The sequence below is a fragment of the Companilactobacillus zhongbaensis genome (genome assembly GCF_003946515.1).
Classification (GTDB): domain Bacteria; phylum Bacillota; class Bacilli; order Lactobacillales; family Lactobacillaceae; genus Companilactobacillus; species Companilactobacillus zhongbaensis.
The window spans coordinates 14,537-35,787 of record NZ_RHOM01000013.1 but is presented as its reverse complement, the minus strand read 5'-3'; the positions used below and the strand labels follow the sequence as shown (position 1 = coordinate 35,787).

General features: G+C 37.8%; 20 protein-coding genes. 8 read left to right on the top strand and 12 right to left on the bottom strand.

Going from position 1 to position 21,251, the window contains the following annotated elements; genetic code table 11:
* Positions 1–34 precede the first annotated feature (34 nt).
* Positions 35–820: a hypothetical protein gene (locus tag EKM69_RS07070; RefSeq protein WP_125709577.1), complete on the bottom strand. Its 786-nt coding sequence runs from the start codon at positions 818–820 to the stop codon at positions 35–37.
* A 128-nt stretch (positions 821–948) separates the two neighbouring features.
* Positions 949–1,962 carry a helix-turn-helix transcriptional regulator gene (locus EKM69_RS07065; protein WP_164505885.1) on the bottom strand — a complete coding sequence of 338 codons (1,014 nt, stop codon included), beginning with the start codon at positions 1,960–1,962 and terminating at the stop codon, positions 949–951.
* A gap of 172 nt (positions 1,963–2,134) precedes the next feature.
* On the opposite strand from EKM69_RS07065, the gene EKM69_RS07060 reads away from it, so the two are divergent.
* The gene (locus tag EKM69_RS07060; RefSeq protein ID WP_125709573.1) at positions 2,135–2,749 is read left to right on the top strand and encodes a hypothetical protein; all 615 of its coding nucleotides are present in this window, start codon (positions 2,135–2,137) and stop codon (positions 2,747–2,749) included.
* 209 nt (positions 2,750–2,958) lie between these two features.
* Here EKM69_RS07060 and EKM69_RS07055 read toward each other — a convergent pair whose 3' ends face one another.
* Positions 2,959–3,759 carry a zinc metalloprotease gene (locus EKM69_RS07055; protein WP_125709571.1) on the bottom strand — a complete coding sequence of 267 codons (801 nt, stop codon included), beginning with the start codon at positions 3,757–3,759 and terminating at the stop codon, positions 2,959–2,961.
* Positions 3,760–3,956: 197 nt separating this feature from the next.
* Here EKM69_RS07055 and EKM69_RS07050 point away from each other — a divergent pair, with 197 nt between their 5' ends.
* The 3 genes from EKM69_RS07050 (at position 3,957) to EKM69_RS07040 (ending at position 6,992) form a co-directional block, all read left to right on the top strand.
* Complete coding sequence (locus EKM69_RS07050) at positions 3,957–4,952, top strand: hypothetical protein (RefSeq protein WP_125709569.1); 996 nt, start codon at positions 3,957–3,959, stop codon at positions 4,950–4,952.
* Positions 4,953–5,101: 149 nt separating this feature from the next.
* Entirely contained in the window at positions 5,102–5,806 is a 705-nt protein-coding gene (locus tag EKM69_RS07045) for a hypothetical protein (protein WP_125709567.1), read from the top strand.
* Between the two features lie 271 nt (positions 5,807–6,077).
* Positions 6,078–6,992: a matrixin family metalloprotease gene (locus tag EKM69_RS07040; protein ID WP_225423857.1), complete on the top strand. Its 915-nt coding sequence runs from the start codon at positions 6,078–6,080 to the stop codon at positions 6,990–6,992.
* 37 nt (positions 6,993–7,029) lie between these two features.
* Here the strand turns inward: EKM69_RS07040 and EKM69_RS07035 are convergent, their stop codons facing one another.
* Positions 7,030–7,653, bottom strand: a complete 624-nt coding sequence (locus tag EKM69_RS07035) for a matrixin family metalloprotease (protein ID WP_125709562.1) — start codon at positions 7,651–7,653, stop codon at positions 7,030–7,032.
* Positions 7,654–7,828: 175 nt separating this feature from the next.
* On the opposite strand from EKM69_RS07035, the gene EKM69_RS07030 reads away from it, so the two are divergent.
* The 4 genes from EKM69_RS07030 to EKM69_RS07015 all read left to right on the top strand — a co-directional run bounded on the left by EKM69_RS07030 (position 7,829) and on the right by EKM69_RS07015 (position 10,737).
* Complete coding sequence (locus EKM69_RS07030; protein WP_125709560.1) at positions 7,829–8,569, top strand: zinc metalloprotease; 741 nt, start codon at positions 7,829–7,831, stop codon at positions 8,567–8,569.
* A 56-nt stretch (positions 8,570–8,625) separates the two neighbouring features.
* Positions 8,626–9,621, top strand: a complete 996-nt coding sequence (locus EKM69_RS07025; protein WP_125709558.1) for a hypothetical protein — start codon at positions 8,626–8,628, stop codon at positions 9,619–9,621.
* A 156-nt stretch (positions 9,622–9,777) separates the two neighbouring features.
* Positions 9,778–10,089 (top strand): hypothetical protein, encoded by a 312-nt coding sequence (locus EKM69_RS07020; RefSeq protein WP_125709556.1) that lies wholly within the window; start codon positions 9,778–9,780, stop codon positions 10,087–10,089.
* 81 nt (positions 10,090–10,170) lie between these two features.
* Positions 10,171–10,737: a hypothetical protein gene (locus EKM69_RS07015; RefSeq protein ID WP_125709554.1), complete on the top strand. Its 567-nt coding sequence runs from the start codon at positions 10,171–10,173 to the stop codon at positions 10,735–10,737.
* Here the strand turns inward: EKM69_RS07015 and EKM69_RS07010 are convergent.
* The 8 genes from EKM69_RS07010 to EKM69_RS06975 all read right to left on the bottom strand — a co-directional run bounded on the left by EKM69_RS07010 (position 10,734) and on the right by EKM69_RS06975 (position 21,011).
* Entirely contained in the window at positions 10,734–11,567 is an 834-nt protein-coding gene (locus EKM69_RS07010) for a hypothetical protein (RefSeq protein WP_125709552.1), read from the bottom strand. The genes EKM69_RS07015 and EKM69_RS07010 overlap by 4 nt on opposite strands.
* Positions 11,568–12,412: 845 nt before the next feature.
* Complete coding sequence (locus tag EKM69_RS07005; RefSeq protein WP_125709551.1) at positions 12,413–12,772, bottom strand: DUF1634 domain-containing protein; 360 nt, start codon at positions 12,770–12,772, stop codon at positions 12,413–12,415.
* Positions 12,773–13,618 carry a sulfite exporter TauE/SafE family protein gene (locus EKM69_RS07000; protein WP_125709548.1) on the bottom strand — a complete coding sequence of 282 codons (846 nt, stop codon included), beginning with the start codon at positions 13,616–13,618 and terminating at the stop codon, positions 12,773–12,775. It abuts the gene before it with no gap.
* A complete protein-coding gene (locus tag EKM69_RS06995) occupies positions 13,618–14,094 on the bottom strand; it encodes a hypothetical protein (RefSeq protein ID WP_125709546.1) in 477 nt (158 codons plus the stop codon). The genes EKM69_RS07000 and EKM69_RS06995 overlap by 1 nt, the downstream gene beginning before the upstream one ends.
* 3 nt (positions 14,095–14,097) lie before the next feature.
* The gene (locus EKM69_RS06990) at positions 14,098–15,009 is read right to left on the bottom strand and encodes an alpha/beta hydrolase (protein ID WP_125709544.1); all 912 of its coding nucleotides are present in this window, start codon (positions 15,007–15,009) and stop codon (positions 14,098–14,100) included.
* A 9-nt stretch (positions 15,010–15,018) separates the two neighbouring features.
* The gene (locus EKM69_RS06985) at positions 15,019–16,212 is read right to left on the bottom strand and encodes an MFS transporter (RefSeq protein ID WP_125709542.1); all 1,194 of its coding nucleotides are present in this window, start codon (positions 16,210–16,212) and stop codon (positions 15,019–15,021) included.
* A gap of 1,261 nt (positions 16,213–17,473) precedes the next feature.
* The gene (locus EKM69_RS06980) at positions 17,474–19,096 is read right to left on the bottom strand and encodes a helix-turn-helix domain-containing protein (protein WP_404825406.1); all 1,623 of its coding nucleotides are present in this window, start codon (positions 19,094–19,096) and stop codon (positions 17,474–17,476) included.
* A gap of 580 nt (positions 19,097–19,676) precedes the next feature.
* A complete protein-coding gene (locus EKM69_RS06975) occupies positions 19,677–21,011 on the bottom strand; it encodes an RNA-guided endonuclease InsQ/TnpB family protein (RefSeq protein ID WP_125709538.1) in 1,335 nt (444 codons plus the stop codon).
* Positions 21,012–21,251: the final 240 nt, after the last annotated feature.

The window sequence follows — 21,251 nt, the reverse complement described above, 5'->3', positions numbered from 1 at the left end:
AAAAGAAGCCCAAAAAAGGCTCCAACCAAATCATCTACTTAAAAACATCCCCAAAAACCCCACCAGTACGACCACCAACGCCACCAGAACTCTTAGCATAATTAGCGGTCTCCACAGTATTCATAACCACCAAACTACCATTCTCGATCTGATTTTCATAAGCCAACTGCTGAGAATAAAGCATCGAAGCCTCATGGATAGTCTCCGCCTGATGCTTCTGCAAATATCCACTCAATGTCTTCAACTGTGCTGAAATAAATGGATAAGTAAAGGCCCCATCCGATTCAATAGTAGGCCCTTTAATATCAGCAGGTTTCGTCACAAATCCAGCAATCAAAGCATTATTAACAAAAGCCTCATACGTACAAATAAGCTTGTTCAATTCCCGATTATTTTCTGACAAGCGATCTTCCAAAGCTAAATATTCACTAGTTTTTTCCTTATCCCGTAACTTAATAAATGGCACCGTTACGGGTTTCCAACTGATGATCAAGATGACAATCACAACGAATAACGGTATAAAAATATGAAAGTTTTGGTCAACGGTAGCAGTAACTAATTCCATCAAATATGTCAGTGCAGCAGATAAAATAAACGCCATCACACTCCAAATCACCTTATGAGCATTAATGACATTGCGCAATTTTTGCCACTTCACAAAAAACCAACCACTATTATGATTTTTTGCCCCGATTTGATAATTCAATTCCTTCATCGCTTCGATAGTAGAAGACCCATTGGCTAAATTATTTTGAATCTTCGTACAAAAGTCAGCATACTTGTGAACCTCTTTCAAAACCTGCTCCCGTTGTCCAATCATTTGTAAAACCCCTTCTCACTTATCTATAGTTCGATAATAAAGGGCGTAACCACGGGCAACAAGGTACAATGCTGGTACATTAGTTCTTTGTTGGTGGCAAGCGTTATAACGGCAATAAAAAAACGATACTATATGTATCGTTTGGAATATGATTTTTGAATGTTTTTCAATCCTTCAGTTGGATCATTGAAGTGAGATATCATGTACAAGTTTTTCTTAACCCCATCTGGGATATCTTTTTCAGAAACATTTCGTAATTCAGACTTCACATATGCTCCCTTATGAACAATTTTGACGAATTCTCGTTTACCATTGTACGAACCGTTCAAGGTGATAACATTCCCCTCGCCAAACTCATCGTCCACCACGGCAGCTTTTTGTTGACCAGCCTCGTGTACTAAAACGTAGCCGATTTCTTGTTTAATGAACGGATTGACCTTATCCAAGGATGGAGACTGAATATTTTGTCCCGCAAATGCGACTGAAAAGACTGCAATGATAACAATGACGATCGATATCAAAAAATACAATGCCTGCTTATAAATTTTTCCTCGTTTAACTACATTTCCGATCTCATTGTTCATCTTATCGTCATCACTACCCCAAAACTCAGCTACCGGAAAATCCAAGGCTTTAGCCACCCGGATCATGTACTCCATATCAGGATGTGACTTGCCTGATTCCCAGCGGTGAACCGTCTGACGTGAAACTAATACTTCATCAGCCAATTTTTGTTGAGTCATCCCAACTTCGTCACGCTTCTTCTTGATGACATCCGAAATAGGCTGAATGTTGATCGAATCAGCCACGTTTTTCGTATCATCCACCACTGTAGCTTTTTTAGCTTGTCGGCCGATCGAACGTCCAAAATAAATACTCAACAACGAATTGAACAACAGTAAAAACCAAGTTGGACCAGGAATCACAGTTAGATCATTGTGAACGATTTTGAAGGTGATCAAATTGATCGTCAAAACTGCCAAGATTGCGATCTCTAACATTCCTAAAAAAATAAAAGCATATTCATCACTAGTCGAAAAAGCACCGAATGATTTAAAAATGTAGGCGATCGAAATACAAATAAAGGCGACAAACTCAAAAAATCCCGGACCAGTGATCCCCGCGTAGTCCAAGAAAGTCATCGAGCGATAAAAAGGAAAATAAGAAGTAGCTTGGGTACTATAAATTAGAATGAACTTTAAGTAAAATAAAGATATAATTGTTATTAACGATAATAAAATTAATGATATTTTGAATCGGAAATTTCTTTTTTTCATATTTAAAATGTCCTATGGGATTTTTAGGGGGAGCACAATGTCTAAGAAAGCTAAAATTATCACTGCCATCACAACGGTTGTAGCGGTATTTTTGATTGGATTCTTTTCTTATCAAAGTTATACGCACACAAGTGTTAAACAATCTGAACCTTCGGTGGAAAATAACAATCCGAAGGCTTCATCTAAAGATAAAAAGACCGATAAATCAAAAAAGGACGATAGCCACATCTTTCTACAAGATCAAAATAATCCTGACAGAGTAATTGGCATTCATCCCCAAGGAACAAATGGTGTTTATCAATATCGTAAGCAAAGTAACGGCAACCTGTATCCAGAGTATAAATTCTTCAATGGAGAAATTTCTAGAAATAAAAATCAGTTAACTGTCAAACCAACTTCAAACAACTCTGCTAACTCTTTTAGCTATAAGATCGGCAAAGATGGAACCTACACCGATGCAAATTCTAATGAAACATATGTCAAATTGAACGATGTCAATGATTCATCCGAGGATTACGATGACATCTATCACGGTAAGGATCATGGTGTAATCACTGTTGGCGATGATTATGCAAATCCATCTCACGATCAAAATGATTATCAAAAAACTGCAATAGATTCACAATATTTCAGACTAAACAACAATGACTAAATTGCTCCACACAACAGATGGTATCACGGATTCCATTTCAATACTTTTGATGTAGACTCTTATGATCCATCTGACATCATCTATAACGATGCAAATCTAGACAAGGTTATGTATTGGAAAAACAATGGTCAAACACAATTATCGCAAGACGAGCTTGCGGAAGATTATTATTTCAACCTTGCCATGAAGAAAGGTGAACAGCACAACTTTTAACCGTAAAGGTCAGGTCTCCCCACTGCGTGACCCATTTCATGCATCACTGTATGTAATAAGTCAGTATCATCCCAATTTAAATTTGTGATATTTGGTGATAATCCTATTTTCCCTTGAATTTCAATATTGTAATAACTGCTTACCAACTTGAAATTACCTTGTATATGTTCCTCGGCTGTTTCTCCAGGATTTAATTCTCCAACAATAACCCTCGCTTCCTTAGGGTCATCCACCAATCTAAAATTAAAGTAAGGTGTCTTACTCCACTCATTCATTGAATACTTGATAGCTTCAGTTACATTTTTCTTTCCCGTTGCATTATAGACAGTAATATCAGAGGGATCCAAGATTCCCACAAATTTGGAACCTTCCAATGCGACCTTGCCTGTATCCAAACCTCCTGCCATTAAGCGAAGAGCTCGGTCCCCAGGATTGAGATATTGAGACTTAAAATTTTCCAACAGTTCCGCATGTTTCCTTTGACCTTCTTTTCCGTTAAAGGCATTATCGAGAGCCTTGTTTATGGTGTCAGTCCCAACCTCATTCAATACAACTGGATCAGTTATTGTTTCTGCTGGATGTGCAAAGTAATACTGCATCTTCCGACATAGAACCGTTTGATTCTCAATCAGCTCAGGACTTGGCATATTAGTAAAGTACTTGTCAGGAATCTCGATAACATTATTTTGATCATCAACCACTGTTTTTGCCATGGATTCGTCGATATTGAATGAAACGGTTACTGTCGCCGTTAAAATTGATACAACGGCAATTAATAGAACGTTTAATTTTTTCATAATCTCCCCTATAAATAATTTAATTATTCATATAAATATTATCAAAACATTAATATCTATTCCAGATAAGTATACACGTTCACTTCAACTTAACTTGCGCTCCAAAACATTATTTCTGGTTAAGTACCAGCATTGATACTAGCAATCCATTACACCAAAATCTAAAGTTTATTTGTAAACAAACAGAGGAGAATATTATGAATAGAGGAAATTGGAAGAAACATCTCGTATTAACATCGCTCGTTATATCGGGCTTGGTATTGACCGGCTGTTCAGAGTTATCTATTGATCCATCAACCAGTAGTTCGGATAGCTCAAGCAAGACATCATCAACTAACAAAACAAACAAAAGCGAACGTAGCAACGACTCATCCGGCGATAAGCAATCTTATTCTGACAAGTGGATTTCTGGATTACCTAAAAAGTATCAAGGATTATACTCACGTTATGAAGAATTTGATGGGGAAAAGGTATATTCTCCTGTTGTATTTAGTGGAAATACAATGGCTTACGGTCTAGGGGATAGTGTTATCTTTGATGATACAGAATATAAACAACTTGATAAAAACACCTTTATTATTCACGGTACTGATAACCACTATAATCTAGAACAACCTGATATTTATGCAAAAGTAACATTCAAAGTTAAAAATGGAACAACTTATTTTGGATTGGTTGGCGCACAATATGACGGTAGTGAGGAAGATTCCGGTGGTGACATTAATTCATATAAAAAGACATATAACGAAAAAATGATCAATATTGCTTGGTACAAAAAAGATACTAAAGCTAACTATCAAAAACAAACTGGCAACACTACTGACTACACTGGAGACGACAATACCAAATCAAACAATTCAAATAATGATGACATGAAATACACCATCACTAGTAGTGAAGGAAAAGTATATAAGAGTAATTACACTATTCAACAAATGCGCGATAAATATAATTTGAAAGAATCCAAAACAACCGAAAATGGCTACAAGAAAGTCAAAAATTACTACGAAGGATTCATTGTTGAAAATCCCCTAATCCATGATGGCTCACCAGAAGAATCCTTGGCTTCTGGTTCCATTCAACTTTCTGGAAATTGGGCAGTATTTACTAACAAGATTTACGATGGTAATAAAAGCATTAATACGGTTCTGGTCAATCTAGAAACCGGTGAAAAAGAACAAGATCTATATTAAAATCTGATTGTCTCTTCAATCGTTATAACGACCAGTTTTTTTCAATGTACCACCTTTGATTCTTGTTGGTCCCCCACCCAAACTCTAATATGAGAACTGTAATCAAGGCGATGACAAATCAACTTGATAATTTTTAGAAGGAGGATCATATGAAAATCAATAAGAAGCTCTTAAGTATCGTTGCCATTTCTGGTATTGCATTACCACTACTATCACCAGCAACTGCGAACGCTGCTGCAACTCTGACAGTAAACGGTGTAACTACTTCAATAGAAGAAAACAGTCCTTTTGAATCAGTTGACGAACCATATCAAAGTTCTTATTCTGATTTTTCAAATGGACAAGAAGTTAAGACTGTTTTACCTGCTGATGCTGATTACGTTCCTAACACAGCCAAGATTCAAAAATACTTAGAAGGCTACATCAACGAATTCCGTCACATTAACGGGCTCTCAGCAGTAAACTGGGATCAAGATTCCAGTATCAATTCTTTTATTAATAAGAGAATTGGACAATTAGATACAGTGACTGCTAAAAATCTCAGCCATGATAGTTACAAAAAGGATAAAAATAAGCCTCAAGTATCAGAAAATATTGTTTGTGCAAGCGATGGCATCAACTCGGATCAAGAAACTGCCTACTACTTATTCGCAGAATGGTACAGCGAGATTGATCCAAACGAAGCAGATCGTGGTCATCTATACAACATGTTACAAGAATCGGATAGTGGATCACTACGTGTTAGCTATACAACCGATGGATACATCTACGCTGTTGGGCAAAATGGCTCATCCCATCACATCAGTTACCAAAACATCAAGAAGATGCCAACACACACATTTATTTACAAGTAACGCTTCAAAGAAATTTGTTAGAACGAATAATACCAATGGAAAAAATTTTTTTGAAAATAACAACTTCCCTATAACAAACATGACAAAAAAGGCTAACGATTCATTCCCAGGATCGTTAGCCATTTTTATTGCGCCGTTATGGTGCTTTCGCCCAATGTAACACGTTTGATTCTATTAATATTTTAAAAAAACCATACGATGAAATTATAAATTACAAAAGGAGAAAACAATGATAAAAAATTTACTTAAGAAACTAATAATCTCATTAGCAATGGCTACTGTACTAATTAGTACTGGGGTTCCATTAATTTCAACAGATAACAATTTGAACAACGCTAAGGCTGCTCTTCAAGAACCTGTACGATCTTCCAAATTGGCTAAATTAAAGTCGTACAAAAATTTGAAAGTCTATTTTGATCCAAATTTAACTGATAATGAAGTCTATGTCTCTAAATTAGCACTGACTGCTTGGCATGATGTGATACCGCAATTACCATTTTATGAAACTAAAAATAAAGAGGATGCAAATATTACAATCCGAGAAAAATTAGATATGTCAGATGGTGTCTGGGGAACGACTCAAAATACTTTTTACAACAAAGGAGAATATAACGAAATTATTCATGGTGATATCTGGTTAAAGTTTCCGAATCCTGAAGATTATTCAATTAAACAAGTTAATACCTTAGCTCATGAGATTGGTCACGCCTTAGGGTTACCGGATATTGAGGACTCAAATTTTAAAGGTAAAACAATTATGTACAAATACGTACAAGAAATAGCAGCACCTACACCCTTAGATATTCAAATGATTAATGAAAATTACAATTATTTCAAAGATCCAGTTAATACTGATGACTCTGTTACTGGAACACCTTCACATCACGAATATGATAAGGACACTACAACGTCTCCTGAGCCATCCAAACCTACTACACCATCATCATCTTCTAAATATTTTTGGAAGAAAATAGGTGGATACGGTGACCACACAGTTAAAACTAAAGGTAACAGTTCCGATATACACCCGCTATACAGTAAAACCGGCAAAAAATCTAACCGAAGCCTAGCTGGGAACACTTCATGGTACACAGATCAATATCTTATCGATCAAAACGGAATAACTTATTTTCGTGTGTCAACTGACGAATGGTTACCAGAGACTTCCATAATCGTTTTTCAATAAAACACCAAACAAAAAAGCAGACGCAAATCTGCTTTTTTTAATATAAGTAATTAATTGCATTGATATCATTCTGAGTTATCCCTACAGCAGGATCGTGATACCACATGATAGTCGAGTATTTAAGATTAGTGTTCTTAACATCAGCCAATCCCAAAACATGACCGAGTTCATGCGAAGCTACTCGGATACCAAAGTTAGAGACTTTAGTCTGATCAAAGTTCTGTGGGTCGATCTTAACGACTGCTCTGTCAATCAAGACGTGATTTCCATTAGGAGTAGTTTGATCTTGGAACGTTAAAGCATTGCGGAAATAAGAAATTTGCCCGGTAGTAAAACGAACATTAGCAACATTTCTGTCATGCACGATTTCAAATTTAACGTGGTTAGTAGCTTGAGACCAATCTTTGACAGCCAATTGAATATCTTGCTGAATTCCCGCGGGATTATTGGGTTCGATGAATACTTTGACAGTTTTAGAATTGAATTTATCCCCTGTTAATAATTGTTTAGTTATTTTTGACGGCACATTTACATTGTTAGCAGCCTTACTAGTAGTGTTACTTATTACATTAGAAGCCGCATTGACAATGTTGCCAGAATTGACCACTGACAATGCCAACAATCCTACTAGAAAAATTTGTGTGAATTTTGCTTTTTTCATAAAAATCCCCCATTTATTAGCATTATAGTCGTCTTTTTTAAGTTATAGAATAGTCAAAATAAATATATTTATCGTTATAACGGTGAAAACGCCCCATGTAACATCTTTGAATCTAGAAATAACTGTGATTTCTATTAGGATGGAATCATAAACAAACAACAAGGGAGAATATATTATGAAATTAAGAAAAAGAATAATCGGAATCATCGCAGCATCAGCCATGGTATTGCCATTGGCTTTAAGTAGTTCAGTGGGGACTGTTCAAGCAACAACGAAAAATCTTTTCCCTCAATCCAAATTTTACGATTCACTAAATAGTGATGAATTAGCTTCTAGATCTACTTTTTATGAGAATAATAAATCAGATACTGTACCTCAAACCGGTAAAGACGGTATCGTTCATCAGGTAAGTAAATTTTCTGGTATAACACCATCTGATCACCTTACTTATTGGATTGACCCAAGAATTCCAGCTACACAACAAGGAATAATTCGTCAAGCTGTCAATGATTGGTCTACAAAAACTCATGAATTAATCACATTTAGTCAAGTTGACTCTCCTTCACAAGCTTACATTATGTACGATTTTGATGATCAAGATCATACAAGTGGTGGTTTAACATGGCATATTGCTGATAATACTGGTGCACATAAAGGTGTTTTCCATTCTGCAGTTATTCAAGTAAATCATGATTTATTAACTTCATCTAAAGCAAGTATAGAATTATATGAACATGAGACTGGCCATGCCCTTGGACTAACCGATACTGACATTGACTACAACACTGCACCAGACTACCAAAAAACAATCATGGGTAAAAATGTTAAGGAAATTACCAACTTTGATTACTTAAGTATCATAGGTATGAATGGTACTTATCAATTGCAACAAGCTATTAAGGCTTGGAAAAAATAACATTCCTCAATAGTGGTTCATATGAATCACTATTGTTTTTTATTAGGAGCTAAATCATGAAAAAAAAATTCAAACTACTCTTCTTGATAGCAGTTTTCCTACTATTCATAGCAGGCTGCAGCGACATATCAATATCTTCCCAACCTACCAACAACGACCAACAATCTGAAAAGGATTGGCACAGTGGTGTTCCGGCAGTTTACAAGGGATATTACGGGAAGCAATCAAAAGCCGAAGGAAAATCAATCGATCCGCTTACCTTCCAGAAAAACAAGGTATCGTTTGACGATAACACGATCAAAAACGTTAAATATCAACAATTATCTGAGGACTCCTACATCATCAAAGGAATCGATCAAAACAACAGCAATTATTTCGTTAAGCTGAAGTTCAAAAATGCTGATGGAAAATGGCGTCTAGGTGTTCTTGATGGTAAAAAAGTTAATCATAAGAAATATGACGACGTGAAGAAGAATTCAAAGAATCCTACTTGGTATCAAGAATATAGTAAGGACAAGTTTGACAAACTCACTAAAGGATCAAGTGACGAAACCACTTCCGACGTTGATACAGATACTGAAACTATAGAATCTTCAGATTCATCCAATAGTTCAAACCTCTCTATCTCTGACTTACAAGGAAGAGTCTTCACAAGTAGTAAGTATCAAACTGAATTTTTGTCATTCATGGCAGATCCTGATTCATATGGATTACCACCAACGTTTTCACTTTATAACGTTAGGATGAGCGGTGCACCTTATCCAGTATCATATATACAAAACCCTAAATTCGATTTTAAGGGTGATGAGGTTACCATTTCTGGTGATCCAAGCAATATTAGTTTTTCATTTTATGGAGAAGAAAATAGTACTGTAACTCTTAAGAAAATTTCATCTAATCAACTACAAGACACAAAAACAAAAGTTGTTTATACGGAGTACAATGGTTCACAAAATCAGCTAGTAGACGATGTCAATTCAAAACTGGGCTATCCCGTATCTGCTGAACAAATGATGGAATCAAACGAAAACGATGACTCCGACGACGAGTAAAAATCAAAAGGCCACATATCAATTGATGATGTACACCAATTAGATATGCGGTCTTTTTGTGTTCTCTTCCAAATTCACTCTCACAAGATATATAATAATATTAATATTCACCAATCAATTAAAGCACCATTAAAAGCATCATCCGGGGGGGATTTCATGAAAAAACATCGTCGTTTACACATCGTACTGGGAGGATTCATAATCATAGCACTGATAGCTAGTTATTTCTCATTCAAGAGCTATACCAACATTGGCGTCAACGATAATTCAGAAGTGACCACTTCAAACCACAACTCTGCTAAAAAGCATAACAAGAAGCATGCTAACAACTCTCCAAAAACTAACGATAACAGTCTTTTTTTGCAAAGCTCTGACAATCCCGATCGGATAATCGCCATCAATCCTTACGGATCAAAGGGTATTTACCAATATCGTAAGCTAGCTAACGGTGATATTTATCCTGAATAAAAATACTTTAATGGTTCCGCTAAAAAAGCCGGTAAGAATTTAAAAGTTATTCCTACCAGCCATTCAACTAAAAAGAATTCAATGAATTTTACGAAAAATGATGACGGGGTTTATGTAGATAAAAAATCCGGTCAAACTTACAATGCTCTAACAACTACATCAGGCCAGAACCATAAAAAGCCTGACACGGTTGCTCCATTGTATAGTGATATGTATCTCGACGATGATGGAAAATTTTTTGGCGCAGATTCATTTTCTGACTTAAATCATAAGATTCTTGATAAAGCCATCGATCCTACACTAAATGATCAGACAGATAGCTCAGCAATTCGTCATTCAGGTGCTCATTACTATATTCCTCTAGCAAATGGTAAATATTTCGACATCCCCAGCCTAAATATTTATGGAGGAAATACTAACAAGGTCAACCCTCAGGAAGTCCTACAAGTGTACTATGATCCAAAAACATATGCCGTTCCCAACTATCAAGAAAAAGTTAGAGATAGCATGATGTCCTACACACAAAACGGCCAAACTCACGTTTCCCAAGATGAGATCGACGAAAATGTTGCTTGGACCGATACTAGCAACGATGTGGAAAATGACATGGTATCTTACTTACAAAACGGCCAGTATCATCTTTTCTAACGAGTATCAACATCTGGCCTGCCAATTGCATGTCCTAGTTCATGAATGACCGTATGGATCAATTGTGGATCATCTGCATCGAGCGCTTCGATTTCAGGCGCAACCACGATCAAACCTTGGATCAAAACATTGTCATACACAATCGCTGGCATATACATTGCTGACATATATTTTTCAAAATATTTATCTTCCAAGCCAACTTGCTTACTACCAGCAACGATAACTCGAGCATCGACATCGCTAGTTACCATCCGAAAGTGGAATCTTTTATCCTTTTCCCACTCTTTAAAGCCCAATTCCAAGGCATGAGTGATTTTACTATTACCAGTTCCATTAAAAACAGTAATATCCGATGGCGTCAACATAGCGTTATAGCCATGATTTCCTAGCAATTTGACCCCTTCAGTATCCAAACCACCATGAGAAATAGTTTCCATCGAATCTGCATAGTGGGAATAAGTAATCCGGTAAACTTCTCGAGTTTGCTCCTTACTGAAACCTGACAAAGGAGAATAACGCTTAGCAGCAAATTGGTTAAACGAACCCATAGCAGCATACTCAGGATGAGCAGCAGCTTCTTCAGGATAAAGTTCGGCAAAAGGAATATCAGGATTATTGACCCAATTATTCATCAAGTCATCAACCCGCTTAGCTTCCTTCATCGATTTATTATAGCTATCGATATTAGTAAAGTACTTATTAGGCAGCTCGACCCGATCACCATTAGTAGAAACGATGAACTTAGCTTGGGCATCAGTCTGAACAGCTAAAAATTGAACAGAGCCAATTAAAAAAACAATACTAAAAACGGCCTTAAAAACTTTCCCCATAACATTCCCCTACTTTCATTAATATATTTATATCATAACAAATATATTGTAGGTGGATGAAGTAGTTTGGGTAGATGTTCACTGCCGGTTCCGGGGCGGGGCGCTATATGGGATTGGCTTCCTTAGTCGTTCGGTGGCGTAGCCACCACCAAAAACCAGTTGCGCAAGTGCGAAAGCGCTTACGTTCCTTCGTTTCACAGCTGAACCCATATAGCGCCCCGCCCCTCCACCTAGATAGAGAATATAATTTCCTCTCTTGGTGGGCACTACCCATTTTGATAGAATAAATCGGCACTTTGTCCTGCCCTACTTTTCACATGTCTATCTCAAGTTTTTTCAGAGTTAGCAAAACCAAAAGACAAAAAAATTTCGTCCTTTTTTGAAGGACGAGATTTTTGTGGTTTTGAACTCGATTTTGATCTTACCAACCATCATGGAAACTGAGATAGACCGCAAAAACTAGGACGCGCAATCAGTGCCAATTTGTACAAGATAAATCGGTCCCAATCCAAAAAAAGGGGATTGTTGCACTATCTAGACGGAGGGGCCCGGGGATACAGACCTCAGCAGCTAATTTTTACTTGGCAATTTATTGCCTAGTAAAAGACCAAGTTTTGAGATGTCCGAGTGCACTTCTCGGATAGCTCAAAATTGTGTCAGCTGCATTCCAGCGTCTGTATCCCCGGGCCCCGGAGTCGGCAGTGAACCTCCCACCAAACTACTACCACAAACCCAAACACACCAAAAATCACCAACATCCAACCAAGCAAAACGCTTCTCGTCTGCCAAAAACTCTCTCACCTCAAGGTAATAAAAAAAGCCTCCAAGCATAAGCTCAGAAGCCACTAGCCATGATACCCAAACACCATAGCAAATATCAAAATAATCAAAACAGCAGTAGTAATGTAAACATACAAAACGTCCCGCTCCTTAGCAAAAGCGTAAATAGAAACCACAACCCGTAACACCGGCGTCAAGATCAACAAGAAAATACCCAGCATAATCACAGCATAAGACTTACCCTGAGCAACTCCCTGAAACATAACACCAAACCGTTGTGGCCACTCTCCATCAGAATAACCGCCACCACCGTTAACAAAATAAAGCACAATGCCCAAAATGATAACAATAGCGGACACGACTACTCCGATCCGTAAAATTTTTCCGATTATGAGCTCAACGTCACGCATTTCTTCTTTTTTCATCTAGAAGCTCACCCCGAATCCTTTCAGAACCATTTGCACTCCCATGTATAAAATAATAGGGACGAAAATCATTCTGATCACTTTTGGTTTGAGAACTTGCATCAATCTTGCACCGATTGTCGCACCTGCTAGCACACCGATGGCTAGAGGTCCGGCGATGTCTGGTCTGATCGAGCCGTTAAAAAAGTAGACTGTCGCACTGGCGGCAGCTGTTACACCCATCATCAAGTTTGATGTGGCACTCGATGGCTTCAATGGCATCTTCATGATCGTATCCATAGCGATGACTTTGAAAGCACCACTACCGATACCGAGCAGACCACTGGCCAATCCAGCTGCCCACATCATGATGAAGCCACCAGGAACATTTTTCATCGAATAGTCGACTTGCTTTTTTTCGGCCTTATCGTAGTAACTGTCGGCTAATCGCAACTTCTCAACAGCTTTATCGCTGCCGGTGAAGACCGTTTCGCCTTTTTTACTCATGAGTTTTCTGATCATATTGTAAGTTGAATACAATAGGAAAAAGCCGAACAGTACGTATAGGAAGGTGCTGGAGAACAGGCCGACTAACAGCGCTCCCATGATGGCACCGACCGTGGTGGCTATTTCGAGAAACATTGCTACTCTCAGGTTTAACATATCATCCTTCAAATAGGCAATGGTGGCACCAGAACTAGTGGCGATAACGGAGATGATACTGGCTCCGATCGCGTATTTGATATCTAATCCCATCATTATGGTCAGGATCGGCGTGATTATCATTCCACCACCGATTCCAAGTATCGCCCCTAAAACACCGGCAAATAGACCAATAACGACGAATAACAGCATCGAAGTGTCCATTACTTAGCCTCTTTTTCTGCTTCATCTTTCTTATTAAAGTTTTCAAGCGATGTTTCGTAGTTGGCGCGCATGATCGAGATAGCATTTTTAGCTTGTGCTTCTGTGACATCCCCATCCGAGATCAAATCAATGTGGAATTTGGAAGCATTCAAGTGATCGCAACGAGTTGATAAGTAGACCTTCGTATCGACTTCTTGATTGTCTTCAAAGAAGTGGATCACCTTTTTCGCATCGTCAAATGGCAAGTTGATAATGTCCGATTCCATGTAAAAATCGATTGGGAATTCGGCATCGACCACGTGGATCATCACTTGTGACAATTGGCCATTAGCAAGGTCCTTCTTGATCTGTACACTTGCTTGATTGACCGACCAGAGATCTTCTTGCAACAAGTCATCTTTACTAATGTCGAGACTAGTTTGCTTAAAATCACCGTTTTCGATCCGGTCTTTGAACTCGTTCATAATAATTTTCATAGTTTACTCCTCGAGATACTTTTGTAAAAAATTTTCGACAGTTTGCCGATAGTTAGCTGAGTCAACGTAGTAACTGCGTATATGCTGCCCACTATCGCACGAATACATCGTTTTTGGGAAATCACCCACACTAGCTAATTCATCCCTCATAAAGTAAGGAACCGCGGTATCTAATTTTCCGTGCATGAATAAAATTGGTAAATGACATTTCTTTAAAGCTTTTGTACAGTCTGCTTGGCCATAAAAGAAGCCTGAGCGGACTTTTGCGACGATCGAGATCAGTTTCAAGAGGAACCGTCCCGAGATCTTGTAGCGACTCTTAAAGTGGTAGTTAACCACATCTAACATGCTAGTGTAGCCAGAATCCTCGATCACACCTTTAACATTCTTCGGCAGATCGTTTCCAGCCGTCATCATAACAGTCGCTGCACCCATGGATGCTCCGAATAAAATAACTTTTTCATCGGGACGCTTCTTTAACAGCTCATTGATCCAAGCGATAGTATCAATGCTTTCCAAATAACCAAAGCCTTGATACTTGCCCTCGCTCTTACCGGCAGCTTGATTATCGACTTGCAAGACGTTGTAGCCCATCTGGTTAAAAAGCTGAGCGTGAATATCCAGCGATGTGTGATCGACCGCAAAACCGTGAATGATCAAAACTGTCGTCTTGGATGGCTTTTCTGCTTTGACGAACCATCCATATAACTTATTCCTATTCGAAATAATTGTCCACTCGTCACGTGGTAACTGTAGGTATTTTTCAGTAGCTTCATCTAATCCTTCATCACGACTAACGTGTGGAGCATCAGATCCTAAAGCATTGCTATTTCTTTTTTGAAGGTACAAAAAAAGGGCGTTCAAAATTAGAACGATCGCCAGCAATACTACGATGATGATAATAGCTATTGTCATAAATCAACCTCATTTTTCTAATTCTTTGACACCCTTTAATGATAACGCAACGAGTATCATCGTTGCTGTAATACCGTAAAATAAATTGGCAAAAGATAGTGCGGTAACGATCAAGCTTCCGGCGTATGGACCGACAGCTCGACCCAGCGATCCCATGATCGTATACAAGCTTTGGAGGTTACCTCTATTTTTGCTCGTTGACATCTTATTAAGTAAAGCCGGAATAGTTGGAAAGACCATCGATTCCCCGACCGTCAAGATCAACATACTAACAACGTACATCCAGTACTGTTTAGCTCCTGGAAGTAGTAAAAATGAAAGACCCATGATCGTGATCCCGACCAAAATTTGATTTTTTAAAAGCTTGAACAGCTTGGACATGATCCGATTCATAATTGGTTGGATCAACAAAAGTGAAGCCGCATTAATCGTGAAGACGATACTATATTCCTTTTTCGAGAAGCCGTGGCCGAGCATGTAGAGCGACATATTACTGTCCCACTGCGTATAACCCATCCACATGATAAAAATGCCAAGACTCAAAATGATCAAGTTCATCCGGAAACGTTTTTGCCCAATAGCGATCTTAGGATCAACCTCTTCGTCATCAACAACAATATCATGAGTCTTCTCAGCCTCTTCATTAGTCTGATCCAGCACACCTGACTTGAAGAAAACAATCAACAAACAAGCGATGAAGAAAATAACCGGAATAAAGAAAGTAAAGAAAATACTCCATTCAAAAATAAATCCAACAGCAGTAGAACCAATGGCAATACCAAGATTAGCCGCCAAGTACATATTATTGAACAAGACACGGCTGTCACCAACAGTCTCCTCAGCCACAAAAGCCGTATAACCGTTAATAGCAGTATAAGAAATACCCATACCAAAACCTAGCATAACCAGCATAAACAAGTAACTAGGCCAAACATGGTGAAAAGTCATCCCGATCAAAGAAACAACCGCAATAATATAACCAATCTGCAAAGTCCATTTCTTAGAATAACGATCAAACAAAATCCCCCCAAGATAATTACCGATCATCATCAAGGCCGAATAAACCATCAAAGAAAATCCAGCCATATTCTGAGTCTGATGCAAATTTTGTTTAATAAAAATCATATTAACAGGCAAAATAAACCCCATAACCATATTAAAAGTAGCATTAAGAGTCAATAACCATAATTTTTGTGATCGCATATTTTAACCCCCTGTAAAAAAATAGAGAGCGGAGAGGACGAGGTCTGCCACCGGAACACAAGTAAGTCAATGCGGAGCTGGGCCCGTCAGGCCCACGCAGCGTTGACTTGCTTGTGTGGAGGTTGCATCGTCCCCGGAGCTCGTTTCCGCTACAAAGCGGGCAACGTTTGGTACCATCCATAAAAACGTTGGCAATAAAACAAAAGTAGTTTGGCGCCATAAAAGTGAACATTTGAAAGAAAAGAATAACCCTATATCACAAAAAATACTTAGTGTATCAATCCAACAAATATCCAAAATAAAAAATTACTCCTCAAGACATCCATCCAACATCATAAAAGAATAAATAGAATAACTATCAATATTTAACTAAAATCTAGTCATCAAATATAACGCCACTCCCACTATAAATCAAACCAAACGAACCAACAAATTCCAACCCTTTTCCAGAAAATAACTAAAAATTATCAATAAAAAGAATAAATCCATAAAAACAAAGGCGAGAGTGCGAGAGAATCGAGCACGCAAGCCAGAAGTGAAAGCAAGAGAAGAAAAGTAATATTTGATCTTATCCAACAAACAAAAAAAGAAAAGATTGCAAAACAAAGGTAAGCCAGGAAACAAAATGAGCGGAGCTCTAGTCCCGCGAACCGAGAAGCAGCACGGAAATCAATCAGAAACAATCTTGCGCAAAAAACTAGGAAGCACCTATTCCCCAACTCCAACAAAAGGGGGGTATTGCCCCATCTAGACGGAGGGGCCCGGGATACACACCTCAGTAGGGAGATTTCACTTGGCAATTCATTGCCTAGTGAAAGACCGAGTTTTGAGATGTCCGAGTGGTCTTCTCGGATAGCTCAAAATCGTGTCCCCTACGTTCCAGTGTGTGTATCCCGGGCCCCGGAGTCGGCAGTGAACCACCAATACAAAATACTACCTCAAACCCAACCACCAAAAATCACAAACACCAGCACAAGCAAAACGCCTCTGTCTGCTCTACTCTCTTACATCTTTTTCAATATGTCCGCTCTACTCTCTTACATTTTTGCCCACCAAAAAAGCCATGGTAATTAAACCATGGCTTCTTCATGTAGTACTCCGAAGAGCAATCAGCTAAGTCGGTTCACACAACCGCTGAAGATATCGCTCACAAAATTCCGGTGAGTAATGCCTGATATCCTACTTCAAGTGACGTCCTAAATCGACGTCTCTCGACTCATCGCATACAGAACATATTAATCCATTTAATAAAAAACTTCAACTAAATAGTTTTAGTCCCGCCAACTTTTTCATCAGTCCAGATCTTATAAATCAAGTTAAGCAATCCACCCATCTGACCATCAACACCGTTGTACATCCAACGATAAATGCAGACATCGTCCTTAACCTCATCTTCAGGCAAATCAGAACTATTAGCCGTAACCACAATATCAGCATCCTTAGAATCACTAACGATCTGAACATATGGCAAAGCTTCCAAAGTAATAGCCAAGTCAGAATAAACTAAGAAGAACGATTCCAACTCAAGATAAACTCGTACTTGAATATTCTCATTGTAAAGTGAGAAGAAACGATAAGCAATTGCATAAAGTGCATCGGAAATAAGCTTAGACTTACCTTTCAATGAACTATACTTGTCACGTCTCATCAAGTGTTGAACGGTTGAACCGACCTTAGTCTTCAAGTTCTCATCAGTCAGGTTACTCATAGCATCCCCAAAGCCTGAGAATAAGTTCAACATTTCAATAAAGTTTTGATCCAAAGCTAAAACACCGATGATACAAGTAGTCAAATTGTACTTGTAACGCATGAATTCCTTGTGTGACAATGCAAAATCAGACACAGTCTGTTCAACATCGTATGGAATCAAGTCCAAGAAATCGTCAATGAAGTTAGCAAAAAGTGGATTGTACTTAACTAGCTGTCTTGAAACAGTTTGTAAGTATTCCTCTGAAACTTCGAATGTGGTTGGAACACACATTAGTAAAATGTAGAAGTCAGCAGATTGGAACATTTGCTCCTCATAACTGATCGATTCAATGGCACGTTTCAATTCCTTAACATCGTGTGAACCATTGTTTGAAGCTTCAAACAATGAAGTAGTTCCTTCAAAAATATTAGGGAATGGATAATTAATAACACTCAATGCTTCGATATTTTGCATATGGTTACCGCCCAGAATACGGTAAGAATGTGCCATAACTACGTAAGCATAAAAGAGTTTTGAAATATTATTGATTGGTTGTAGACGATATTTTTCCAGAGCAATATCAACTACTCTAAATGCAGTCTTTTGTGAGAACAATTCGAATGGCCAAACGAATCCACGCGTAGCATTCCAATACAATGCCGCGATAGATAAACGAATGGATTCCTCATTACCCACAAAACGCATTGGTTCATAAGCAATCCGAACACCGAATCGTTTCAAATAACTTCTAACAGGTTTTAAATGTCTTAAAACAGTTGCTTTACTACTATTAAGTTCAGTATAGAAACGTTTGAAAGACTTCTCTTTTCCTTTAACAATTGCATCTAAGAAAAGGTATCCATCTGACTTAGTTGTCAAAAATGCGTGGTAGCCGTCCCTCGATACGGCGAACATTTCTTCTATCTCATAGTCATCTTTACCTAGGATCTCTTTAAAATCTTCTTGGATACCTAAATAAGTATTGTAGACACTTCCGTAACTTTTGTTCATTTGATATGCAGCTTTACGCAAGTTGATATCTTTAACAGTTATGTGCCAATCACGATATGTACCGATTAAATCAGCGCTAGCTAACTGGTTCGTGCGAATTAATTTTATTTTATTGAATAACTGAATCTTTTCTACCTCAGATTTAGACAAGAATAAATCAGTAAAACTATCCAATAGTATCACCTCCCGAGTCATATAGATTATATCACGGTATTATTTTTTTACTAAATCGGTTCCAAAAAAAATCATATTTAAATAATTCTAGGTACAATAATCGACTCTATTTTCCTTTGCTTTTTCACAATTATACATCTTAAAAACAGCATGGCATAGCCATTTACACCTTTTTACAGAAAATATTCATCTTTGACATGTTTAAAACCAAAGTTAATATTACATTTTAATGACAAAAAAATAACCGCCCTTTCGGACGGTTATTTTCGTTTGGCTCATAACATTTCGCATATAATCGTTGATTTTGATAACTTGTATGCGACTTAATGTGTTTTCTCGTTATCAATTTTTTGTCATTGGGTCATTTTAGGGATCAGATACTTTGTATCCGCTGGGTGTCAACTACAACTGACTAAAGTCAGTGGCATGTGAACTTCACCAGTTTGCTCATCGCTTTCTAGTTACTAGTCACATCTTATTCAGATAAAGCATTGCGTTGTAATGTCTCATGCTATACGCAATCGGAATTATAACGTCTTACGAGCTAATTACCAGAACTTAGGACGTGAGTTGCCAAACGCCCACGTCTTTATTTGTAAATCGGACTATCTTCGGTTAATGGTTTAGATAATTCAACCAAACCTTTAGCTAAGATATTCTTAGATGCATTTACATCTCTTATGTGTTCAGTAGTGCAGTTTGGACAAGTCCATTTTCTATCTTTTAAGGTCAGTTTGATCGATCCATTGGTGCCCATTTTGAATCCACACTTATTACATTTCTGAGTCGTGTACGCAGGATCAACCTCGATAAAGGTTCGACCGTACAGTGGTGCCTTGTACTCAAGCATACCGATAAAAGACTTCCAACCTACATCAGAAATAGACATTGCTAAAGCATGATTCTTCAACATATTCTTACTCTTCAAGTTTTCTCCAACTACCAGATCGTGGTTTTTGATAAGTGTAGTTGAAATGGTGTGAAGAAAATTTTTACGTTGATTCCCTACCCTAGCGTGAAGTTCAGCGACTAGTTTTCGCTGTTTTTGATAGTTTTTAGATTCCCAAAGCTTACGTCCTTCTGACTTAGCACGTCTAGCTCTTCGAGACAGCTTTCGTTGTTCCTTGGTCAATCGACCTTTAAACGAGCGGTAAAATCTTGGATTGTCGACTATATTCCCGTAGCTATCAGTTAGAAAGTTTTCGGTATTCAAATCATAACCAACTTGAGAATTTGTTTTAGGTAATTTTTTCTTAAATGGTTCATCACTCTTTAACAGTAAAGACACAAACCATTCTCCAGTTGGCAAGTGTTTTATAGAAACGGTTGCTATTCTGACTAAGCGATTACTTGGTAAGACCTCAGATAGTTTAACTTTGATTCTTCCCACCTTAGGCAATCTAATGTGACTCTTATCTAAGAACTTGATTGACCCATTATAGAGTGATGGAACTCCGCCATTGTTCTTAACCGTTGTAGAACTGTAATGATTAGAGGTTCGATATCCTTGATTGGGATTCGATTTTCGCTTAAATTTTGGCGTTCCAGAGTTGTGTACTTTATGAAACAAGCTCCATGCAGACTTATAACTCACGAGGGCATTATTGGCCATGTCACTATCAATATGCTTATCGCCTAACCATGGATACTTTTCCTTAGTTATCCTAGCTAATCCTGTGGGACGGATTGTACTTGCTTTGAATAATTTTCCACTCTTGCTATACTTCCAGTAATCTTCTGGGATAGGATAGCGTTTGTCTAACTTATTCTTAAAAACTTTAGAATCAGTCCAGCTGTTTGCTAGTAATTTATTGTAAACGAAACGTGATGCGTTGATGTTCTTCCAAAAGATCTTTTCCTGCCTTCTGTTAGGATACATTCTTATTTTTAAGCCCATCATATATTCCATTTCGTTTTTCACCATTTCGCCTCCCTTATCGTTATAGATTCATTATACACGAACGTGTGTTTGATTCATTGTAATAAGAACATGATATAAGAAGTTCAATGTTAAAGAATAAATAATTTATAAAAAAAGGGCTTACCTCCCACAAATGAATTCATGGGATCCATGCCTAACCTTATTGAATAAACCGATTTGTTGCTTACAAAAACTGTTCATTTTTTTAATGCATGCAGACTCAAAATACGTATTTTTACTGTC